Below are 20,371 nucleotides of genomic sequence, written 5' to 3'. Positions count from 1 at the left end.
GATTTCGGGTTTAATACCTTTTATTAAGATACATAAAACGTTTATGATTTATAATAACATTCGCCTTTTAATATTTTTGTCGTTTTTATCTGTGTTTACGGCTTGCAAAAAAGATGCTAAGAATACTATAGATATGTATTCAATAATACCATACCCTCAGAAGTTAGAGATAAAAGAGGGGCGATTTTTCTTGAATAAGAACACAAAATTTGTCATTCATAAAAACTTACAGGAATTAAAAACTAAGAGCTCAGTATTCATAGGCTTAATTCAAAAGCATTTAGGTTTTAGTTTAGAAATAAAAACAGAATTAGATTTAAAAACAAATTATATAGCAATAGATATTGATAACAATATGACTTCTGATGAAGCTTATAGTTTATCTATTACTGAAGAATCAATACGTATTATAGGAGGTTCTGGAAAAGGCGTTTTTAATGGCTTGCAATCTTTAAGGCAATTATTAGACATAGATAATTTAAAGGAAGGAACTACCAACGAAATTGATATTCCTAATGTTCAAATTGAAGATTCGCCTCGCTATGTATGGAGAGGTGTCATGGTAGATGAATCAAGACATTTTTTTGGCAAAGAAAAGATTAAGCAACTGTTGGAGTTGATGTCTTTGCAAAAATTAAATAAATTTCATTGGCATCTTACAGATGCACCTGGTTGGAGAATAGAAATTAAAAAATACCCTAAATTAACTAGTATTGGCGCCATAGGTAATTATAGTAACTCTAATACAGAAGCTCAGTTCTATACACAAGAAGATATTAAAGAAATTATTCACTTTGCTTCTCAAAGAAATATTGAAGTCATTCCAGAAATAGATGTACCAGGTCATGCGTCAGCAGTAATGAGAGCATATCCTGAATTTTCTGGAGGAGGTACCGAAAAGAACCCTCATTTTACTTTTCATCCAGCTAAAGAATCTACATATGCTTTTTTAACAGAAATCCTTAAAGAAGTTACTACTCTATTTCCTTCAAAATATATTCATATAGGGGGAGATGAAGTTAGTTTTGGTAATCAGCATTGGGTAAAAGACAAGGAAGTTATTGCTTTAATGAAAAAAGAGAAATTAAAGAAGATTAAAGAAGTAGAAACTTATTTTATTAATAGAATACGAGATACAATTCTTTCCTTAAATAAAAAAGTTATGGGGTGGGATGAAGTTGTAGAAAATAATATGAATAATGAGAGTACTGTTGCTATGTGGTGGAGACATGATAAACCACAGATTTTAGAAAAAGGCTTGAAAAATAATTATAAAATGATTTTATGCCCAAGAAAGCCTCTATATTTTGATTTTGTACAGGATGATAGTCATAGTATTGGACGAAGGTGGGATGGTTTTTGTCCGTTAGATGACGTGTATAATTTTCCTGACTCGTCAAATACTATTGATTTAGAAAATTCTGGAATTTTGGGAATTCAAGCAAACTTATGGACAGAACAAATTAATACAGAAAAAAGATTCGATTTTATGCTGTATCCAAGAATTTCTGCTTTAGCTGAGGCAGGGTGGACAAAGAAAAGTAACAAATCTTTTGAGAATTTTCAAAAACGATTAAAAACAATTCTAAAAATTTATAAGTCAAAAGAGATTTATTACTTTGATTACTTTTCCCCAGAAAACACAAAAGAACCAGGACGTATTTTGAAACCAAATTGGGTGGAGAATTTTAGCACTTATAAATAAAATAGAGCATAGATATATTAAAGATATTACCGGTAGCAGAAAACAATAATTATTGATGTGTCTACACCCTGATGATTCTCCAATATCAATTTTAGGGTTATCTAGAATTGTAAGTGCAAGTACCGAAGCAGATTATACCTATCGAAAAACTAATTCTGGTTATTTCCAAGGCACGAATATTTTAGACGTATTTTATGCGATTTGATTGCAGAAGATATAAAGAAAGGATTGGTGCCAAAAGGCATTCTTTTTTGGGAAAAATGACTCAGAACATTTGGTATAACAATGTTGTTAGTTATTTTAACCTTAATAATAATTAACCCTCTAAAACATTTTTAAAAAGATTAAAAATTTTTAGTTTAAACAAAATAATTATGTAGTAAATTTCTACATTATTTTAATGTTTCAACCAAATAAGTCGATTAAAAGTAATTTTTTTCGACTAAAAGTTGCTTTGTGTCGTTTTTTTTATACTTTTGTTTTAACCAAAATTGACAAAAGAATGAAAAAGTTAACCTTATTATGTTTACTATTATTAGTAACACACATATCTCGTTCACAAGAACTAGAAAGTATTTTACTTGCAGCCAGAGATGATGCAAACAAACTAACAAATAGCTATATTAATCCTGCGATGAAAGGGTTAATTTATGGAATGAACAGTGGGTGGTATCATACCGCTAAAGCTCATAAAAAACTGGGATTTGATATTACAATTGGCCTGAATGCCTCAATGATTCCATCAAAAGATGAATTCTTCGATATTGCCAATTTAGGGTTAACGAGTATAACAACACCGGGATCTTCTATAAACCCAACAGTAGCAGGTAAAGGAGATGGTGTTATGTTGGATGTAAATGCAACCGTTCAAGGACAGGCTGTAACGGCTTCTTTTGAAATGCCATCTGGTATAAGTGACGATTTACCTTTGGGAGCAGTACCAACTCCAGCCTTGCAATTAGGTGTAGGATTACCTTATAAATTTGATGTGATGTTACGTTTAGTTCCAGAAGTTGGGAGTGACGATGCAAAAGGGAAATTATTTGGAGTTGGGCTTAAAAAAGAAATAACAAGTATTTTTGGCCCAGTAGATAAATTACCATTACACGTTTCTGTATTAGCAGCATATACGTCTATGGATGTAAATTATAGTATCGACGGTAACGCTATATCTGGTCAGAATCAAAATGCAGAATTTAAATTAAATGCATTTACAGTACAAGCCATAGGATCGTTAAACTTTCCAATTATCAATGTTTATGGAGGCTTAGGATACAGTGGAGGTAGTTCAACGCTAAAAATGTTAGGATCATACAATTTGCAATATACCCCTGTAGTATCAGGACCAACCATTACAGAAACAGTTACAGATCCTTTAAACTTAGATTTTGATGCTAGTGGTTTTAGAACAACGCTTGGAATAAGATTAAGTCTTGGTTTCTTTAAACTTTTTGCAGACTATACATTACAAGAGTATAATACATTATCTGCAGGAATGGCATTTAGTTTTAGATAAAAATTCAAAAATAAAGACGTTTAATTTTAATTAGTTTATATTTTGTTATAGTTTAAAAAGTACAGGATTTAATCTTGTACTTTTTTTTATTTAGAGTATATAAATTTGTAATTTTGCATGACTAAAATCATATAATTTAGGCTTTTATATTGTGAGATTTGTGTCAAGAAAATTTCATTAAAAAAGAAATAATTTAGGAGTTACCAATAACAATAAAAAATTATAAATACATGAAAGTAACAGTTGTAGGAGCAGGAGCAGTAGGCGCAAGTTGTGCGGAGTATATTGCTATTAAAGATTTTGCTTCAGAAGTCGTTTTATTAGACATTAAAGAAGGTTATGCAGAAGGAAAAGCTATGGATTTAATGCAATGTGCATCATTAAATGGTTTTGATACTAAAATAACCGGTATTACAAACGATTATAGTAAAACTGCAAATAGTGATATTTGTGTAATTACTTCTGGAATTCCTCGTAAACCAGGAATGACACGTGAAGAATTAATAGGCATTAATGCTGGTATTGTGAAATCAGTATCATCAAGTTTAATTGAGCATTCTCCAAATACTATTCTTATAGTAGTTAGTAATCCAATGGACACGATGACTTATCTAGCACATAAATCAACCAACTTACCTAAGAATAGAATTATTGGTATGGGTGGTGCTTTAGATTCTGCTCGATTTAAATATAGATTAGCTGAAGCTTTAGGAGCTCCTATTAGTGATGTTGACGGTATGGTAATAGGTGGGCATAGTGATACGGGTATGGTGCCATTAACAAGTCAGGCAACCAGGAACAGTATCAAGGTGTCTGAGTTTTTAAGTGAAGACAGATTAAATCAAGTAAAAGAAGATACTAAAGTTGGCGGTGCTACACTTACTAAATTATTAGGAACTTCTGCTTGGTATGCACCGGGAGCGGCGGTAAGCGGGTTAGTACAAGCCATTGCTTGCGACCAGAAAAAAATGTTCCCTTGTTCTACATTCTTAGAAGGAGAATATGGTCTAAATGATATTTGTATCGGTGTACCTGTTATTTTAGGTAGAAACGGTATTGAAAGTATTGTTGATGTTCCACTTAGCGATGCTGAAAAAGCGCATATGCAAACTAGTGCTGAAGGTGTTAGAAAAACAAATGCATTATTAGAAGTGGAAGTATAACAATTTATTGCATAAAATAGATATTTATATAAAGACTGTAGAAATACAGTCTTTATTTCTTTATATTTGAGGCTTGAAAACATATCTATATTTGGTAAAAAGATTATATGGATGTTACATGACCATTAAAAACAATAGATAAACACGCATGAAAGCGAAATGGTACTTTAGTACTTTAGTTATTGCCCTCACTTTATTAGGTGTTTGCCAGAAACAAATTTCTGTACCGAATCAGGAAATTGTCATGGAGTTTATCTATGATGAAGTTACATCAGACGAAGTTCAAGATGCCATTGCTGTTGTAAAAAAGCAATTGCTAACTTTAGGAATAGATAATATTCAAGTAGGAAAGAAAGAAGATGGAAGACTTAAAATCACGTATTACAGTGATGTCGATGTAGCCAGCATAAAAAAAATATTTTCTTCTGAAGAAAAAAAACTAGAACTTGATTACGCTTTTTCTAATAAGGATGAAGAACACTCCAAGTTTCCTTCTAACGAAAACAAAAATGGTTATAACCTAGATGTATATGAAATCCAAAATGGTACAGATGCTGAATCTGACTTAAATGGAACATACATTGCAGAGTTAAAACACGAATACGATCGATTTTCCAATCCTAATTTATATATAGGTAAACTAAATACTAGCGAAGAAGATAGAATTGTTAAAATAGCTTATAAAGTACGTAGACATATTGCAATTACAATAGATAATATGTCACATAATGTTCCTGATGTTAGAGCTGGACCAGCTGCTTACGGGAATTCTTAACCTTAAATAATGCTTTTTACTTTTCATATAAAGGTATGTCTTAATGCCTTTGGAAAAGAAACATAGAATTTTAAAAAGCATTTTCCAAAAATCAAAAAAATATAATAAGATGGGCTTTCATCATGTATTTTAAAAAGCTAAAAAACGTCTTATTTGTACCATAAAAAATAATTGTCAAATCATAAGGTAAACCATGAATTTGCTCGTTTTAAAAAATTTGACAAAAAAATAATAGAAGAATGCAAAATAAAGGATTAGTAAAACTATTTGCAGTTTTGTTCGGATTGGTAAGTATTTACCAATTATCGTTTACATTTAAAGCAAATCGAATAGAAAGTAATGCGGAGGAGATCGCAATCAATAAAATTCCAGAAACGGAAGCTGATTATCGCGCGAAAAGAAGTCAGGAGGAAGTTAATTATTTAGAGTCTATTGCGACAGATACCGTTTTTAACCTTGGTATTTCTAAATTCACTTATAATGAAGTGAAAGAAAAAGCGATGCCACTGGGTTTAGACCTTAAAGGAGGAGTTAGTGTGACTTTGCAAATATCTGTAAGAGATATTTTAGAAGGATTGGCAAATAAAAGTAAAGACCCGGCATTTAATAAAGCTTTAGATGATGCAGAAGAGCTTCAAAAAGATGCGCAAGAATCTTATTTGGAATCTTTTTTCAGAGCTTTTGATGCTGTTAAAGGAGATACAAAATTAGCATCACCAGATATTTTTTACACAAAGGATTTAGATGGTGAAATTAATAGTAATATGTCTGATGATGAGGCTAAACAAGTTATAGAGAGAAAAGTAGATGAATCTATTGTTTCAGCTTTTGAAGTATTGCGTAAGCGTATTGATGAATTTGGTGTCACACAACCTACTATTCAACGTCTTGGTAATTCAGGTCGTATTTTAGTTGAACTACCAGGGGTTAAAGATAAAGAGCGTGCTTTAAAATTATTACAAAACACAGCTCAGCTGGAATTTTGGGATGCTTATAAAGGTGAGCAATTCTTTAACTTTTTAGCACAAGCAAACGAACTTTTAAAAGAATCTGTTAAACCTGAAGTAACCGAAGAGGAGCAAGAACCTCAAGATGGAGAAAGTACTGAAGATGATACTATTGATGATCTTTTAGGAGATGCAACAACAGATTCTACGGCGGTTGAGACTGAAAATAACCCTATTTTCGACTTATTTAGAGGGCAAGGTTACCAAGGTGGTCCTGTCATTGGAAGATTTGAGCTTAAAGATAAAGCAATACTTCTTGATTATTTAAACAGACCAGAAGTAAGAGAGTTATTACCAGCCGAACAACGTTATGCCAAATTTGTTTTTGGGAAACCGGAAAAAGATGGAGAGATAATAGATTTATATGCTTTAGTAGGAAATAGAGATAATACACCTCCGTTAAGTGGTTCAGTTATTGTTGATGCTCGTAATCAGTTTGACGCTGCTAATAGATCTGAAGTTTCTATGCAGATGAATGCAAAAGGCGCTAAGATTTGGGAAGACATGACCGGTAAAGCATATGCTCAGCAAAGTCAAATAGCTATTGTCTTAGATGATATCGTATATTCTGCACCAGGTGTTACAACTGGGCCTATTGCAGGAGGAAATTCTTCAATTTCTGGAAATTTCACATTAAATGAAGCGGTCGATTTAGCAAACGTATTACGTGCAGGGAAATTACCGGCATCGGCTGATATTATTCAAAGTGAAGTCGTTGGGCCATCACTTGGACAAGAAGCCATTGATAGTGGTACCATGTCATTCTTAATAGCATTAGCATTAGTGTTAGTGTGGATGGTGTTTTATTATGGTAAAGTAGGTGGTTTTGCTGATGCTGCCATGTTGTTAAACATTTTATTAATCTTTGGTGTTTTATCAGGATTAGGAGCCGTATTAACATTGCCAGGTATTGCTGGTATCGTATTAACAATAGGTATGTCGGTGGATGCGAACGTACTTATATTTGAACGTATTCGAGAAGAATTAACTAAAGGAAAAGGGCAAAAAGAAGCTATTAAAGATGGTTTTAGTAATGCTTTATCTTCTATTTTAGATGCAAATATTACGACTGGTTTAACGGCCTTAATTTTATTTATATTCGGTACTGGACCAATTAAAGGGTTTGCCACTACTTTATTAATAGGTATAGGAACCTCTTTATTTACAGCTATATTTATTACTAGATTGTTAGTTGATTGGTATGCCAATAAAGGTGGTAAATTAGATTTTTCTACTGCTATTACAAAAAACCTTTTCAGAAATATAAATATTGAGTTTTTACAGAAACGTAAAATCGCTTATATGATTTCTGGTGCTTTTATTTTGTTGAGTTTAGGATCTTTGTTTACTAACAGTTTAGATCAAGGTGTGGATTTTGTAGGAGGTAGAACATATCAAGTGCGTTTTGCTCAAGATGTTAGTGCTTCGGAAATTACAAGCGTATTATCAAAACCGGAGGTTTTCAATAGTGCAGATGCTAAAACTTTTGGTGATGCAAATCAGTTAAAAATTACAACGAAGTATAAAGTAAATGAGACTGGTGCCGAAGTTGATGAAGCTATTAGAAAATCATTATTTGATGCATTACAACCGTATTTAGAAGGGATGTCTTATGAAGATTTTATTAGTGATTCAGATACTAAAACAATTGGTTTAATGAAATACTACAAAGTGAGCCCAACTATTGCTGATGATATCAAACAAGCATCATTCTGGGCGATTTTAGGGTCTTTAATAGTAGTGTTCCTTTATATTTTAATTCGTTTTAAAAGATGGCAATTCTCTTTAGGAGCAGTTGCGGCAGTATTCCATGATGTATTAATTGTATTAGGAATCTTCTCTTTAACATATAAATTTATGCCATTTAATATGGAAATAGACCAAGCGTTTATTGCGGCTATTTTAACAGTTATTGGTTATTCATTAAATGATACAGTGGTCGTGTTTGATAGAATCCGTGAATTCTTTAATGACCATGGTAATTGGGAATTTAATCGCGTTGTAAATGTATCGCTTAGTAGTACATTAAGTAGAACATTAAATACCTCACTAACCACTTTAGTGGTGTTATTAGCCATCTTTATTTTTGGTGGAGATTCAATTAGAGGTTTTATGTTTGCCTTAATAGTAGGAGTTATAGTAGGGACGTATTCATCTCTGTTTATTGCAACGCCGATCATGTACGACTCAGTTCAAAAACTAGAAGAAAAGAAGAAGAAATAAGTTAACTCAAACTATTTTATTTTTCTTCATTAAGAAAACCCATCAACAATATGTTGATGGGTTTTTTGTTTTGTCATTCCTGCGATTTATGCTGAACTTGTTTCAGTAAGGCAGGAATCCGTTTAGGGAAAATAATAAGTTTTATGTATGAGGTTTTCGCCTTCTGATATTCTTTATTTTCTATATAAAAAATAATTATTTACTAAGTCTATGTACATGCGTTTAGCCTCATCCTCACTAATATTCTTAGCTTGAAATAGCGCATTGGTTTTAAAGGCATTAATTATGGGTTTTTTGCTTTTTGGTCTACCATAGTCATTGGTAGCTTTTTTGTAGTATGCATAAAGCTTTAAAAGCGTATCTGCAGGAAAAGGCTCGGTATACGCATTTACTCTGTTAACAGCATTTTGAAACTCTATGTCTAAATCTTTATCGGTCATTAAACTTCGGCAATAACACTTTCTCCACCACGAACTTTTTGATTAAGCTGTACTTTTACTTTTGTATCTAAAGGCAAATACAAATCAACTCTAGAGCCAAATTTAATAAAGCCAGAGTCTGCACCTTGTATAGCCTTATCATTTAGCTTAGCATAGTTTACAATACGTTTTGCTAAAGCTCCAGCAATTTGCCTATATAGAACTTTACCATAAGTCTCATTTTCTACAACAACTGTGGAGCGTTCATTTTCTTCACTTGCTTTAGGATGCCAAGCTACTAAGTATTTACCTGGATGATATTTGCTAAAAATAACACTACCTCCAATTGGATAACGCGTAACATGTACATTTATTGGAGACATAAATACACTTACTTGCAAACGTTTTTCTTTAAAATATTCTTTTTCGAACACTTCTTCTATCACAACAACCTTTCCATCAACAGGGGAAACCACTTGTTTGTCATTGGGTAAAGTATTGCGTTTAGGGTTTCTAAAAAACTGAAGGATGAGTATTAAAAATACTAACAAAGCAATAAGAATAAGCGCCCTTAACCATTCAATTTCAATAAAATTGTCAACCAATAAAAAGGATGCAATAATAAATATAAAAGTTATAAGTATAATTTTATGGCCTTCTTTATGAAACATATTGTAAAATTCTTAAAAATAAATATATAAACGGGGCTGCAAAAATAATGCTGTCTAATCGATCTAATAATCCACCATGACCAGGCATAATTACACCGCTATCTTTAACATTAGCTTGTCTTTTAAATTTAGACTCAATTAAGTCCCCTAAAGTTCCAAATACACTAATAATAATACTTAGAATTAGCCAACTTGTAAATCCTAAAAGTTCTGTAAAGGTAGCAATAAAATAACTTGCTACACACGAAAAGAATAAACCGCCAAGAAAACCTTCTACAGTTTTTTTAGGTGAGATCTTTTCAAAAAGCTTTTGCTTTCCAAAATTTTTACCAACTAAATAAGCAAATGAGTCATTCACCCAAACTAAAATAAAAGACCCTAATAATATGCTTGGATCATAGTTTTTATGGTAATTAACTATCAAAATTAAGAATACAAAAGCGCTTGATAAATAAAATGTTGTGAGAATAAATCGCTTCGAAGCAAAAAGTGGAATTGTTTTTTCTGAAAACAAATCTTTTATTAAAAATAACTCAACAAAAATAGTAAGTACCATAAGTATTTGAGTAGCTTCATCTAATCCTGTATCGGTATTTAGTACTGATTGCCAATACCCAAAAACGGCATAAAGTATAATAAAAATCAGATAAGGGATATAGCTTTTAAGCTGAATGAGTTTTTTAAACTCACCCATACAGACCAAGCCAAAAACAAAAAAAAGAGCTATTAATAGTTGCTCGTAATTCAGGCATATAATTAATAGCGAGACATAAAGTAGCCCAGAAAGTGATCGAATAAGAATTTCTTTCATTCTATAAATCTTCTAAGAGTAGTAGGTATAGATTTTTTGCACTACTTCCATAGCTAAGAAAATCTTTTTCGTCACCAGATTTAAAATGTTTTATGGTTGTTATATTAGTTGGGATTTTTTGTCTGTTTTTAGATTTTATACCACGTAAACCTTCTCCAATATTTTCAACAATTTGACTCGTAGTTGCAAATACAATAAAATTTACGGGCAATTCAGGAAGTTTCTTTTCGAAAATTTGCTTTGAAGATATCAGTAATGACCCATCATTAGCAATGAGATTTTCGCAGGTTGTTAAAAAAAAAGTTGCTTCACTTATTTTATTTGTAGACTTTAAATTAGAGTTTATAAATTTATCTTTTAAATTCTCATCAAATAACAAGGTCTTTTTTTTCTTCCAATTATTTTCTTCAATAATATGTTCTAAATTGAAGAATATTTCGTTTAAATTTTCACAATACAAAAACTTGCCACCATTAGCTTTAAAGTTTATGGTAAACCTTTCGTCTATTGGTAGTTTTATTTCTGGCATATATTTGCCTCTATCGTCAGATTTTAGTTCTTCTCCTGAACGTTCAGATTTGGAACCAAAAATTTTTCTAAAAAGACTCATTTAAGTGGTTGCTATTAACAGAATTCTTTTTGAGGTTTATCAAATATAAAAAATCTTAAATTAACCATACGATTAATTTAAGATTTTTACTAAAAGCTTAACAAAATTATGCGCTTATCAGGCTATTTGTCTAAGTTTTCACGCTCTTCTTTTTCAAAAGCACGTTTTCCAAATATTTTTTCAAGATTATCTTTGAAGATGACCTCTTTTTCAAGAAGCACTTCAGCAAGATCTGTTAACTTGTCTTTATTGTCTTCAAGTAATTTGATTGCTCGCTGATATTGTTTTTCAATAATATCGGAAATTTCTTTGTCAATCAATTCTGCCGTTTGTTCGCTATAAGGTTTTGTAAAGCCATACTCGCTTTGTCCAGAATCGTAATAAGTTAAGTTTCCAATTTTGTCACTTAACCCATATATGGTAACCATGGCTCTAGCTTGCTTAGTTACTTTTTCTAAATCACTAAGTGCTCCAGTAGATATTTTATCAAAAATTACTTTTTCAGCAGCACGACCACCAAGAGCAGCACACATTTCATCTAGCATTTGTTCTGGTCGAACAATTAAACGTTCCTCTGGTAAATACCATGCAGCACCTAACGAGCGGCCACGAGGAACAATAGTTACTTTTACCAAAGGCGCAGCATGTTCAAGCATCCAACTTACGGTGGCATGACCAGCTTCGTGATAGGCAACCGCTTTTTTCTCACTTGGCGTTATTATTTTATTCTTCTTTTCTAATCCACCAATAATCCTATCTACAGCATCAAGAAAATCTTGTTTATCAACTGCTTTTTTACCATTTCTAGCAGCAATTAAAGCAGCTTCATTGCAAACATTAGCAATATCTGCTCCAGAGAATCCAGGTGTTTGTTTTGAAAGGAAATCAGTGTCTAAATCTTTGGCTTTTTTTAAAGGCCTTAAATGCACTTCAAAAATTTCTTTACGTTCACGGATATCTGGTAAATCAACAAAAATTTGTCTATCAAAACGTCCGGCACGCATTAAAGCTTTATCTAAAATGTCAGCTCTGTTGGTAGCAGCAATTACAATAACATTTGTATTTGTACCAAAACCGTCCATCTCTGTTAATAGTTGATTGAGTGTGTTTTCACGTTCATCGTTACTTCCAGACATGGCATTTTTACCCCTAGCACGGCCAATAGCATCTATTTCATCTATAAAAATTATTGAGGGTGATTTTTCTTTGGCTTGCTTAAACAAGTCTCGTACACGAGAGGCACCAACACCAACAAACATTTCAACAAAATCCGAACCTGATAACGAGAAGAAAGGTACTTTAGCTTCGCCGGCGACAGCTCTGGCTAATAATGTCTTTCCTGTTCCTGGAGGTCCTACAAGTAAAGCGCCTTTTGGAATTTTACCACCAAGCGTCGTATATTTTTCTGGAAATTTAAGGAAGTCAACAATTTCTTGAACTTCTTCTTTGGCTCCTTCTAAACCAGCAACATCTTTAAACGTTGTTTTAACTTCGGTATTCTGATCGAAAAGTTTTGCCTTAGATTTTCCGATATTAAAAATCTGACCGCCGCCACCTCCGCCAGCACCACCAGACATACGTCGCATGATAAAAATCCAAACCCCAATAAGTAAAATAAAGGGAAGTATACCCATTAAAAGATTTCCCCAATCGTTGGTTTCAGTGTCAAACGTTACAATAGGTTTTACTGTTAAATCTTTTGTAAGGTCATTTAAGCGATTCTCAAAATTTTGAAGATCACCAAATTCAAATTTATAGTTTGGTAATTTTGTTGCAGAAGGTATAAGTGTAGTTGGCTTAGAGTTTTTATGAACTTCTTTGGTTTCGGCATCTTTAGTTAAATAAACTTTGGCTACACGTGTGTTTTTTACAATATCTACTTTTTCAACATCACCATCTTCTAAAAACCTAAAAAAGTCTGAAGGTGTGGTCATGTTACCGTCTTGATAGCTTCCATTACTAAATAACTGAAAGCCTAAGAAAACGGCTATTAATATACCATAAATCCAGTACGGGCTAAATTTTGGTTTTTTATCTTTTATATTTTTTTTGTCGTTTGCCATCTGATTTTTTTAGTAACTAGTTTCTATAACTGTTGTTTTTGCATCGCCCCAAAGACTTTCAATATCATAATACTCTCTTATATGTTTTTGAAACACATGCACTACAACATTTACGTAATCTATTAATACCCATTCTGCATTATCGACCCCTTCGGTATGCCAAGGGTTGTCTTTAAGTTCTTTGCTTACTTTTTTTTGTATTGAATTAACTATGGCGTTTACTTGTGTGTTTGAAGTTCCTTCACAAATTATAAAGTAATCACAAACCGTATTTTCAATCTCTCTTAAATCTAGAATATTTATTTCTTTGCCTTTAACATCTTCAATGCCATTTATTATTACAGATATTAGTTGGTCTGCGCTTATATTTTCTTTCGCCATTAATTTTCTTTAATTTGTGCAAAGTTATTATTTTTTTAGTTCTTTATACTTTAAAATAATCATAAGATTTCAAAGTGTCACAATAACTTCAATATGCTTATAGTCAAACTTAATGCCATCGATTCCACAAATAGCTATTTAAGGAAGCTTAGTGCAGAAGAAACAGTGGATGATTATACGACTGTTATTGCGAAAAAACAAACACAAGGGCGAGGACAAATGGGCACTGTTTGGAGCTCGCAAGCATCGAAAAACCTTACGTTTAGCGTATTTAAAGATGTATCTCAACTTCATTTGGAACACCCTTTTTATATTAGTATTATTACCTCTCTAGCTTTACTGAAGACACTCCAATTTTTTTCAATTTCTCGATTAAGTGTAAAATGGCCAAACGACATTTTGTCAGAAGACAAGAAGATTTGTGGTATTTTAATAGAAAATGTCATAAAGCAAAATAAAATTAATGCTTCCGTTATTGGTATTGGTTTAAATGTAAATCAAACTAAATTTGAAAATTTACCCAAAGCCTCGTCGTTAAAAATGATATCTGGAAAAATTTTTGATCTGGATGAAATAGTTCACGTCATTCTAAAAAATTTAAAATATTATTTCCTTCTTTTAAAAAAAGGACAATATGATGTTTTAAAGGAAGATTATGAAGCTTACTTATTTAGAAAAAATAAACCTTCAACATTTAAAGATAAAGAAGGTACCGTATTTTCTGGTTTTATAGAAGGGATTTCTGAGTCTGGAAATCTTCAAGTTTTGTTAGAAGATGATATTATAAAAGAGTTCGATTTAAAAGCAATTACCCTTTTATATTAAATAGCATTTGGAATACTGGTAGCAAGCGTTTCAATGAATTTACTGATTGGTCCTTTTATCATCATCGCCATCATTGGATTAAAATCTCCTGAAAATTCTAATTGTACTTCACTAGAAGTCTCGTCAACTTCAACAATATTTCCAATTAGTGAAAAATCTAATTTCCCGCCAGCTGCTCCTAAAATTATTTTATTTGGAGCTATTGCTTCTTTCTTTTTAAGAATAATTTCGGGCATACCTTTTAAAGCAAATAAGAATTTGTCATTTTCTAAAACTTCAAACTTGCTAATGTTTTCGGGCATTAAAGATTCAAAATTTTTAACATCAGATAAAAAATCAAATACTTCTTGTGATGATTTATTAACGTTGATTTTTGGAGATTCTAAATTCATTTTTTACTGTTTTTCGTTTGTTGTTGATTTGTTAAGTTATGTTTTTGTCATTTTACCTAAACGGCTCCACAACTAAACAACATACATGTGTCATATCAATTAGCGTTCCATTCTGCTGGATTGCTATTCCATTCGGATAATGTTTTTAACTCTGCTTCAGAAATGTATTTGGTGTCTAAAGCTTGTTCCAATAAACTTTCATAGTTACTTAAAGTCTGAAGATGAATATTTTCTTTTTCAAAATTTTTCGTTGCAACTTCAAAACCATAAGTGAAAATAGCAACCATGCCTTTTACATTTAGATTTGCCTCTTTTAAAGCTTTTACGGCATTTAAACTACTTTTTCCTGTACTAATTAAGTCTTCAACAACGACAATATTTTGCCCGCTTTCAATAAAACCTTCTATTTGGTTTTTTCTGCCATGTCCTTTTGCATCGGGCCTTACATAAATAAAAGGTAATCCCAGATAATCTGCAACTAGCATGCCTATACCAATAGCGCCAGTAGCAACACCAGCAATAACATCGGGTTTGCCATATTGTTTTTCAATTTGCTTACCCATTGTTTCACTAATGTAATTACGAATTAGTGGAAATGATAATGCAATACGGTTGTCGCAATAAATTGGGGATTTCCATCCAGATGCCCAAGTGAATGGTTCTTTTGGGCTAAGTTTTATTGCATTAATTTGTAATAAAACTTCGGCAGTTTTTTTTGCTGTGTCTTTGTTAAAAATCATGCTGGCAAAATTACATATAAATTTAGTTTTACCTAATTGTTGCTTTACGAATAAAAAATATTTTTTTCAACAATGAGTAGATTATAACTAAAAATGATACTTTTACCAGACTGTAATTGTTAGTTGTAACGTATGTATAAAGTTTTTGTTGGGGACAAACCTATTATATTAACAACTAAAGTTGAACAAGAAATCAACTTTAAAAATTATTTGCTAGATACTGTAAATATTGGGAAAGTTATAAAGGAACTTGATACGACTTCTTTAAAAGAAGTTCGTCTTATTCATAAAAATGAAGATAAGCTTCTGAAAAAATTCTTGAAAAAATTACCTAATGTTATTGCTGGTGGAGGCAAAGTATATAATGAGAACAATGCTGTTTTATTTATATACAGAAATGATAAATGGGACTTACCTAAAGGAAAGGTAGAAGGTAATGAAACTATAGAAAAAACAGCGATTCGTGAAGTGTCAGAAGAAACCGGGGTCGGTGGGTTAGAAATAACAAAACCTTTAGAAACTACCTATCATATTTTTAAACGTAACGGACGGCATAAAATAAAAATCACCTATTGGTTTGAAATGAAAACTAACTTCAATGGTAATTTGTATGCCCAAGAAGAAGAGGGGATAACTAAAGTTGAATGGTTAAATAAAAATCAAGCTAAACGTGCTCTTGAAAACTCCTATGCTAATATTAAGCTCTTGGTTTGACAGAAAAGAATTTCTCGAAACTCAGCTTTAAACCCGTAAGCTTATCTATAAGAAGTTTAGACCGGTTTTGTTTTCAAATTCTTGCGAGACAAAATTAACCTCCAAAAAAACTTATGTGAGTATACATTTAGTTATGTCATAATTGGTGTTTTATAGCAACGCCAGTTATATGAAGATACTAAAAACCACCAATCTTTGTTTTACAACTGTTTGCGGTTGTTTTCATAATAGAACTGGTATTGTCAGCCTAAACTTTTTATAACAAAGGTTTCTCTATTGAGGTATTTTATGTTTTTTACGTAGCAAAATAGTATCAAGGATGGTGGAAAATTTGGTAGTTATTGTTGGCATAAATAAATAAATTGTGGACAATAAAGAACCCTTCTAATTAATGATTTATACTGGAACTGATTTTAAGGAAAATTAAATTAATATAATTCTCTCTAAGGAATAGAAACTCAAGAGTAGTGTTAGATAATCTATCAAAAAAAACAGCCAATTGGTAGAATAAACAGGGAAGCTGAAGAAATAGGGGTTAGTATTGTATTAGTATTTACAAGTACAGATTTTCCTATCGATGGAGGCCTCATAGAGTTTAATAGATAAAAACAAATTTGACAACAATAAAAAATAAATATGATAACTATTAATAGTAAAGGAGTTTTTAAACTTACAAGTACATTGATATTGAGTTTGCTACTATTAAATTCATGTGAGCAGAAAAAGTTAGAACTTCAAATAGGAAAAACGCACATTATTCCACAACCAATAAGTCAAATTGAAGCAGATGGATACTTTGAAGTTAAAGCCTCTTCAATAATAACTGTAGAAAATGAAAAACAAAAAACTATAGCAAATCAATTTTTTAATCAGTTTGAAAAAGTAGCTGGTTGGACGCCACAAATAAATATAGGAGGTCAAGGAGATATTAGGATTAGTACAGACAAAACAATAAAAGGTGAAGGCTATAATTTAAAAGTAACTACTAGTAATATAACAATAAAAGCAGCTTCAAAAGAAGGTTTTTTCTATGCTTTACAAAGTTTGAAACAGTTACTTCCTGTAGCTTTTTATAAAAATACATTACAAAATATTCGATGGGGTATACCAACGGTAGATATTAAAGATTATCCAACATTTGGTTGGCGTGGTTATATGCTGGACGTATCCCGGCATTTCTTTACAAAAGAACAAGTAAAGCGAGTCATTGATTTTATGAGTGAACTTAAGTTAAATAGGTTTCACTGGCATTTGGCAGACGACCAGGGGTGGCGATTAGAAATAAAGAGCTATCCAAAACTTACTGAAATTGGAGCCTGGAGGGTAGACCATAATATTACCGACGAAACTAAGTCTAATTGGTGGGGCAGGCCAGAGCAAAAACTAGAAGAAAAAGCAACTTATGGCGGATTTTATACCCAAGAAGATGTCAAAGAAATTATCGCTTATGCCAAAGAACGTTGTGTAGAAATTATCCCAGAAATAGATATGCCAGGACACGCTCAAGCTACTATTGCAGCTTATCCAGAAATAGGTTGTGTAAATGCTGCACCTTATGTAGCTACTGGCGGTGTCCACAAGAATAATACATATAATCCCGGAAAAGAAGAAACCTTTCAGTTTGCAGAAAGAATGCTTAATGAAGTCATGGATTTATTCCCATACAAGTATGTGCATATAGGTGGTGATGAATGCAATAAAGAACAATGGAAAGTAGATCCTTTTGCACAACAAAGAATGAAAGATGAAAAATTAAAAGATGAGCTTGAGTTACAAAGTTATTTTATTAAACGTGTAGAAACTATAATCAATAAGCGCAATCGTATTATGATAGGCTGGGACGAAATACTGGAAGGTGGTTTAGCTCCCAATGCTACGGTCATGAGTTGGAGAGGAGAAAAAGGAGGCATCACTTCAACGAAAGCAGGGCATGAAGTTATTATGACTCCTAGTAATTATTGTTATATAGATTTAAAACAAGGGCATGATGACTTAGAACCTAATTTAGGATATTCTCGCTTGTTGCTTTCTACGTCATATAATTATAAAGTAATTCCCGATGCACTGACCCAGGAAGAAGGCAAATTGATTAAAGGTATTCAAGCTAATATGTGGACAGAGTCTATTGGTGATTGGGGCAAACTAACGTATATGACTTTTCCCAGAACTTATGCTATTGCCGAAAGTGCATGGACACCACATAAAAAGAAAAATTGGAATCATTTTGTTAATCGACTTTATACTCAATTTAGCAGATTGGATGCACAAGAAGTTCGTTATGCAGTAAGTGCTTTTAGCCCTTGGATAGACCATGTCGGAAATGGAAAAGAAATTGAAATACAAATGAAAACCGAAGCTAACGAATTAAATATTCATTATACTTTAGATGGCACAAAACCTACGCTTCAATCTCCTAAATACGGTAAACCATTTACTATTTCAAAAACATCTCAGCTACAAGCCAGAGCATTTAATAATGATAAAGCTGTAGGATATCTTTCATCTAAAAAATTCTCAATTCATAAAGCAAAGAATGCTAAGGTTTTTGATAGACAAGGAAAGAAAATTGAAAAATTAACAGATTTGAGCTATGGATCACTTTCTAAAGGAGACAGGTCTTGGTATTCTTTTTCTAACAAAGTAGAAGTAAATGTTCTTTTTGATAAAGTAACTGAAGTAAAAGAAATAGAATTTGATGCTTTACGATTTACTAATTCAGGTATTTATCCTCCAACAGATATTGAAGTATTTGGGTCAGTCGATGGAAAAACATTTAAGTTACTAGTCCAAAAAGAGCAGTTAGAAATAGCAACCGAACAAGGAAGAAATAAGGTAAATACGCGTATACCTTTTGGTGCTGTTAAAACAAAAATATTAAAAATAAAAGCAAAAGGTTTTAATACTATTCCGGATGGTCATCGTAGAAGTGGAGCACCATCACGTATATGGATAGATGAAATTATAGTAAATTAAATATGGATAAAGCGTTTAAAAAACAAACATTTTTTAGAAACCCTATTGAGGCTTTAGTGGCTATTATTATAAACGTATAAAATAAGGAAGTAGATGTGGAACCTTAAAAAACAGCCCTTATTATAAATAAGAGTTTAAAGATACTAAATGGGGGGATTGGGTTTCCTTTTAAGAAAATCGAGTTAATTTAAAATCAGCAAAATGAAAAAACAGAATTTATTATTATTGGTAGTTTTTTTAGTCTCGATACTGTCATGTATGGAAAAAAAGAAAACAGAAAGACGACCAGCAATAAAAAATACTTCTAAGGAGCTTGTTTTGAGCGAACTAATCCAGTCTGTGCCTTTTCATTCGGTACTTAAAGATCCTAATAATTATATATGGGGAGCTTCAATGGTAGAAGGAGAAGATCAAAAATACCATCTTTATTATTCAACATGGCCTAAGTCTGAAGGATTCGCAGGGTGGTTGGATCATTCAGTGATTGCTTATGCGGTTGCCGATTCACCGGGAGGTCCATATAAGCATAAAGAAGTAATATTAGAAGGATTTGGTAAAGGGCATTGGAATGAGCAATCTGCACATAATCCTCACATTAAAAAGTTTGGTAACAAATATTATTTGTACTTTATTTCCCATGTAAATGATGATTTTGGGAGAGAATCTGAAAAAGAAAACCACCGCTGGGGACAAAGAATAGGTGTTGCTGTAGCAGATACCCCTAATGGCCCATGGGTCGTTAGTAAATCTCCACTAATTGAATACCAAGAGGAAAAAGGAGCTGAAGGGTATATGGTAAACCCTAGTGTTTGTCAAAAACCAGATGGTTCCTACCTTATGATTTTCAAAACGCGTTCAAATAATCCAGAACTTAAAAATAGAATGATTCAGTGTACGGCAACATCGTTAAACCCTGACGGGCCATTTATTATTGCAGAGACCCCCATCCTTACAGATAAAGAGGCTGAAGATCCCTTTTTGTGGTTTCAAGACGGGAATTATTATGCCATACTGGATGATCAAAGAGGGCTCTATACGGGAAAACATGGTTTGGCGCTCTTTATTTCGAAAGATGGTAAGGATTGGAGGTCTGCGGAAAACCCAAATGTTATGATACCGGAAATTACCTGGGAAGATGGCAGTGTAAGTGATTTAAAATATTTGGAAAGACCTCAGATATGGTTTAACAAAAATGGTAAACCGGCCATACTTTTTTGCGCTGTTCAACTAAAAAATAGCACAGACAGTATAAACCTTCCTTTTAATGTACATATTCCAATTAAAACCAATTAAAACCAATTAAAATAATAAATAGCTTATTGGATTTGTCCTACTAGTAAAGATTTATGAATTAACTATTTTCACTTAAATATAATTTTATGA

At 32.2% G+C, this 20,371-nt stretch carries 19 protein-coding genes; 11 read left to right on the top strand and 8 right to left on the bottom strand.

Annotated features, from left to right (window positions below; genetic code table 11):
• Nucleotides 1–43 precede the first annotated feature (43 nt).
• The 7 genes from Q4Q47_RS03410 (at nucleotide 44) to secDF (ending at nucleotide 8,389) form a co-directional block, all read left to right on the top strand.
• Nucleotides 44–1,705 (top strand): beta-N-acetylhexosaminidase, encoded by a 1,662-nt coding sequence (locus Q4Q47_RS03410; RefSeq protein WP_303305253.1) that lies wholly within the window; start codon nucleotides 44–46, stop codon nucleotides 1,703–1,705.
• Nucleotides 1,706–1,760: 55 nt separating this feature from the next.
• Nucleotides 1,761–1,910, top strand: coding sequence for a hypothetical protein (locus Q4Q47_RS03405; protein ID WP_303305252.1), 150 nt, complete (start codon nucleotides 1,761–1,763; stop codon nucleotides 1,908–1,910).
• Nucleotides 1,895–1,969 (top strand): hypothetical protein, encoded by a 75-nt coding sequence (locus Q4Q47_RS23780; protein ID WP_408612150.1) that lies wholly within the window; start codon nucleotides 1,895–1,897, stop codon nucleotides 1,967–1,969. The genes Q4Q47_RS03405 and Q4Q47_RS23780 overlap by 16 nt, the downstream gene beginning before the upstream one ends.
• 238 nt (nucleotides 1,970–2,207) lie before the next feature.
• Nucleotides 2,208–3,221: a DUF6588 family protein gene (locus tag Q4Q47_RS03400; RefSeq protein WP_303305251.1), complete on the top strand. Its 1,014-nt coding sequence runs from the start codon at nucleotides 2,208–2,210 to the stop codon at nucleotides 3,219–3,221.
• Nucleotides 3,222–3,451: 230 nt separating this feature from the next.
• Complete coding sequence (gene mdh, locus Q4Q47_RS03395; RefSeq protein ID WP_303305250.1) at nucleotides 3,452–4,384, top strand: malate dehydrogenase; 933 nt, start codon at nucleotides 3,452–3,454, stop codon at nucleotides 4,382–4,384.
• 148 nt (nucleotides 4,385–4,532) lie between these two features.
• A complete protein-coding gene (locus Q4Q47_RS03390) occupies nucleotides 4,533–5,159 on the top strand; it encodes a hypothetical protein (protein WP_303305249.1) in 627 nt (208 codons plus the stop codon).
• 239 nt (nucleotides 5,160–5,398) lie between these two features.
• A complete protein-coding gene (gene secDF / locus Q4Q47_RS03385) occupies nucleotides 5,399–8,389 on the top strand; it encodes a protein translocase subunit SecDF (RefSeq protein WP_303305248.1) in 2,991 nt (996 codons plus the stop codon).
• A 173-nt stretch (nucleotides 8,390–8,562) separates the two neighbouring features.
• Here secDF and Q4Q47_RS03380 read toward each other — a convergent pair whose 3' ends face one another.
• The 6 genes from Q4Q47_RS03380 to rsfS form a co-directional block, all read right to left on the bottom strand.
• Nucleotides 8,563–8,829 carry an acyl-CoA-binding protein gene (locus Q4Q47_RS03380; RefSeq protein ID WP_303305247.1) on the bottom strand — a complete coding sequence of 89 codons (267 nt, stop codon included), beginning with the start codon at nucleotides 8,827–8,829 and terminating at the stop codon, nucleotides 8,563–8,565.
• Nucleotides 8,829–9,479: a phosphatidylserine decarboxylase family protein gene (locus Q4Q47_RS03375; RefSeq protein WP_303305246.1), complete on the bottom strand. Its 651-nt coding sequence runs from the start codon at nucleotides 9,477–9,479 to the stop codon at nucleotides 8,829–8,831. Before Q4Q47_RS03375 ends, Q4Q47_RS03380 begins: the two co-directional genes overlap by 1 nt.
• Nucleotides 9,469–10,290 (bottom strand): phosphatidate cytidylyltransferase, encoded by an 822-nt coding sequence (locus Q4Q47_RS03370; RefSeq protein WP_303305245.1) that lies wholly within the window; start codon nucleotides 10,288–10,290, stop codon nucleotides 9,469–9,471. Before Q4Q47_RS03370 ends, Q4Q47_RS03375 begins: the two co-directional genes overlap by 11 nt.
• A 1-nt stretch (nucleotide 10,291) precedes the next feature.
• A complete protein-coding gene (locus tag Q4Q47_RS03365; RefSeq protein WP_303305244.1) occupies nucleotides 10,292–10,900 on the bottom strand; it encodes an LUD domain-containing protein in 609 nt (202 codons plus the stop codon).
• Nucleotides 10,901–11,022: 122 nt separating this feature from the next.
• Nucleotides 11,023–12,963, bottom strand: a complete 1,941-nt coding sequence (gene ftsH / locus Q4Q47_RS03360) for an ATP-dependent zinc metalloprotease FtsH (RefSeq protein ID WP_303305243.1) — start codon at nucleotides 12,961–12,963, stop codon at nucleotides 11,023–11,025.
• Nucleotides 12,964–12,972: 9 nt separating this feature from the next.
• A complete protein-coding gene (gene rsfS / locus Q4Q47_RS03355) occupies nucleotides 12,973–13,344 on the bottom strand; it encodes a ribosome silencing factor (protein ID WP_303305242.1) in 372 nt (123 codons plus the stop codon).
• A 93-nt stretch (nucleotides 13,345–13,437) separates the two neighbouring features.
• Here rsfS and Q4Q47_RS03350 point away from each other — a divergent pair, with 93 nt between their 5' ends.
• On the top strand, nucleotides 13,438–14,169 hold the full coding sequence (locus tag Q4Q47_RS03350; RefSeq protein WP_303305241.1) for a biotin--[acetyl-CoA-carboxylase] ligase: 732 nt from the start codon (nucleotides 13,438–13,440) through the stop codon (nucleotides 14,167–14,169).
• Here the strand turns inward: Q4Q47_RS03350 and Q4Q47_RS03345 are convergent.
• Both Q4Q47_RS03345 and pyrE read right to left on the bottom strand, forming a co-directional pair.
• The gene (locus Q4Q47_RS03345) at nucleotides 14,166–14,561 is read right to left on the bottom strand and encodes an SRPBCC family protein (protein WP_303305240.1); all 396 of its coding nucleotides are present in this window, start codon (nucleotides 14,559–14,561) and stop codon (nucleotides 14,166–14,168) included. The two genes, Q4Q47_RS03350 and Q4Q47_RS03345, sit on opposite strands and share 4 nt — an antisense overlap.
• Before the next feature lie 95 nt (nucleotides 14,562–14,656).
• A complete protein-coding gene (gene pyrE, locus Q4Q47_RS03340) occupies nucleotides 14,657–15,301 on the bottom strand; it encodes an orotate phosphoribosyltransferase (RefSeq protein WP_303305239.1) in 645 nt (214 codons plus the stop codon).
• A gap of 132 nt (nucleotides 15,302–15,433) precedes the next feature.
• On the opposite strand from pyrE, the gene Q4Q47_RS03335 reads away from it, so the two are divergent.
• The 3 genes from Q4Q47_RS03335 to Q4Q47_RS03325 all read left to right on the top strand — a co-directional run bounded on the left by Q4Q47_RS03335 (nucleotide 15,434) and on the right by Q4Q47_RS03325 (nucleotide 20,281).
• Nucleotides 15,434–16,015, top strand: a complete 582-nt coding sequence (locus tag Q4Q47_RS03335; RefSeq protein ID WP_303305238.1) for an NUDIX hydrolase — start codon at nucleotides 15,434–15,436, stop codon at nucleotides 16,013–16,015.
• 636 nt (nucleotides 16,016–16,651) lie between these two features.
• A complete protein-coding gene (locus tag Q4Q47_RS03330) occupies nucleotides 16,652–18,988 on the top strand; it encodes a beta-N-acetylhexosaminidase (RefSeq protein WP_303305237.1) in 2,337 nt (778 codons plus the stop codon).
• Between the two features lie 201 nt (nucleotides 18,989–19,189).
• The gene (locus Q4Q47_RS03325) at nucleotides 19,190–20,281 is read left to right on the top strand and encodes a glycoside hydrolase family protein (protein ID WP_303305236.1); all 1,092 of its coding nucleotides are present in this window, start codon (nucleotides 19,190–19,192) and stop codon (nucleotides 20,279–20,281) included.
• Nucleotides 20,282–20,371: the final 90 nt, after the last annotated feature.

It is taken from the genome of Flavivirga spongiicola (assembly GCF_030540825.1).
Classification (GTDB): domain Bacteria; phylum Bacteroidota; class Bacteroidia; order Flavobacteriales; family Flavobacteriaceae; genus Flavivirga; species Flavivirga spongiicola.
Note: the sequence above shows the minus strand (reverse complement) of the source record. Positions and strands in the feature narration are given on the sequence as shown.

Coding starts and splice junctions, on each gene's coding strand:
- ftsH (WP_303305243.1), bottom strand. CDS start 12,963: ATGGCAAACGACAAAAAAAATATAAAAGATAAAAAACCAAAATTTAGC.
- Q4Q47_RS03345 (WP_303305240.1), bottom strand. CDS start 14,561: ATGAATTTAGAATCTCCAAAAATCAACGTTAATAAATCATCACAAGAA.
- Q4Q47_RS03390 (WP_303305249.1), top strand. CDS start 4,533: ATGAAAGCGAAATGGTACTTTAGTACTTTAGTTATTGCCCTCACTTTA.
- mdh (WP_303305250.1), top strand. CDS start 3,452: ATGAAAGTAACAGTTGTAGGAGCAGGAGCAGTAGGCGCAAGTTGTGCG.
- Q4Q47_RS03350 (WP_303305241.1), top strand. CDS start 13,438: ATGCTTATAGTCAAACTTAATGCCATCGATTCCACAAATAGCTATTTA.
- Q4Q47_RS03405 (WP_303305252.1), top strand. CDS start 1,761: ATGTGTCTACACCCTGATGATTCTCCAATATCAATTTTAGGGTTATCT.
- Q4Q47_RS03330 (WP_303305237.1), top strand. CDS start 16,652: ATGATAACTATTAATAGTAAAGGAGTTTTTAAACTTACAAGTACATTG.
- Q4Q47_RS03400 (WP_303305251.1), top strand. CDS start 2,208: ATGAAAAAGTTAACCTTATTATGTTTACTATTATTAGTAACACACATA.
- Q4Q47_RS03380 (WP_303305247.1), bottom strand. CDS start 8,829: ATGACCGATAAAGATTTAGACATAGAGTTTCAAAATGCTGTTAACAGA.
- rsfS (WP_303305242.1), bottom strand. CDS start 13,344: ATGGCGAAAGAAAATATAAGCGCAGACCAACTAATATCTGTAATAATA.
- Q4Q47_RS03370 (WP_303305245.1), bottom strand. CDS start 10,290: ATGAAAGAAATTCTTATTCGATCACTTTCTGGGCTACTTTATGTCTCG.
- secDF (WP_303305248.1), top strand. CDS start 5,399: ATGCAAAATAAAGGATTAGTAAAACTATTTGCAGTTTTGTTCGGATTG.
- pyrE (WP_303305239.1), bottom strand. CDS start 15,301: ATGATTTTTAACAAAGACACAGCAAAAAAAACTGCCGAAGTTTTATTA.
- Q4Q47_RS03375 (WP_303305246.1), bottom strand. CDS start 9,479: ATGTTTCATAAAGAAGGCCATAAAATTATACTTATAACTTTTATATTT.
- Q4Q47_RS03410 (WP_303305253.1), top strand. CDS start 44: ATGATTTATAATAACATTCGCCTTTTAATATTTTTGTCGTTTTTATCT.
- Q4Q47_RS03335 (WP_303305238.1), top strand. CDS start 15,434: ATGTATAAAGTTTTTGTTGGGGACAAACCTATTATATTAACAACTAAA.
- Q4Q47_RS03365 (WP_303305244.1), bottom strand. CDS start 10,900: ATGAGTCTTTTTAGAAAAATTTTTGGTTCCAAATCTGAACGTTCAGGA.
- Q4Q47_RS03325 (WP_303305236.1), top strand. CDS start 19,190: ATGAAAAAACAGAATTTATTATTATTGGTAGTTTTTTTAGTCTCGATA.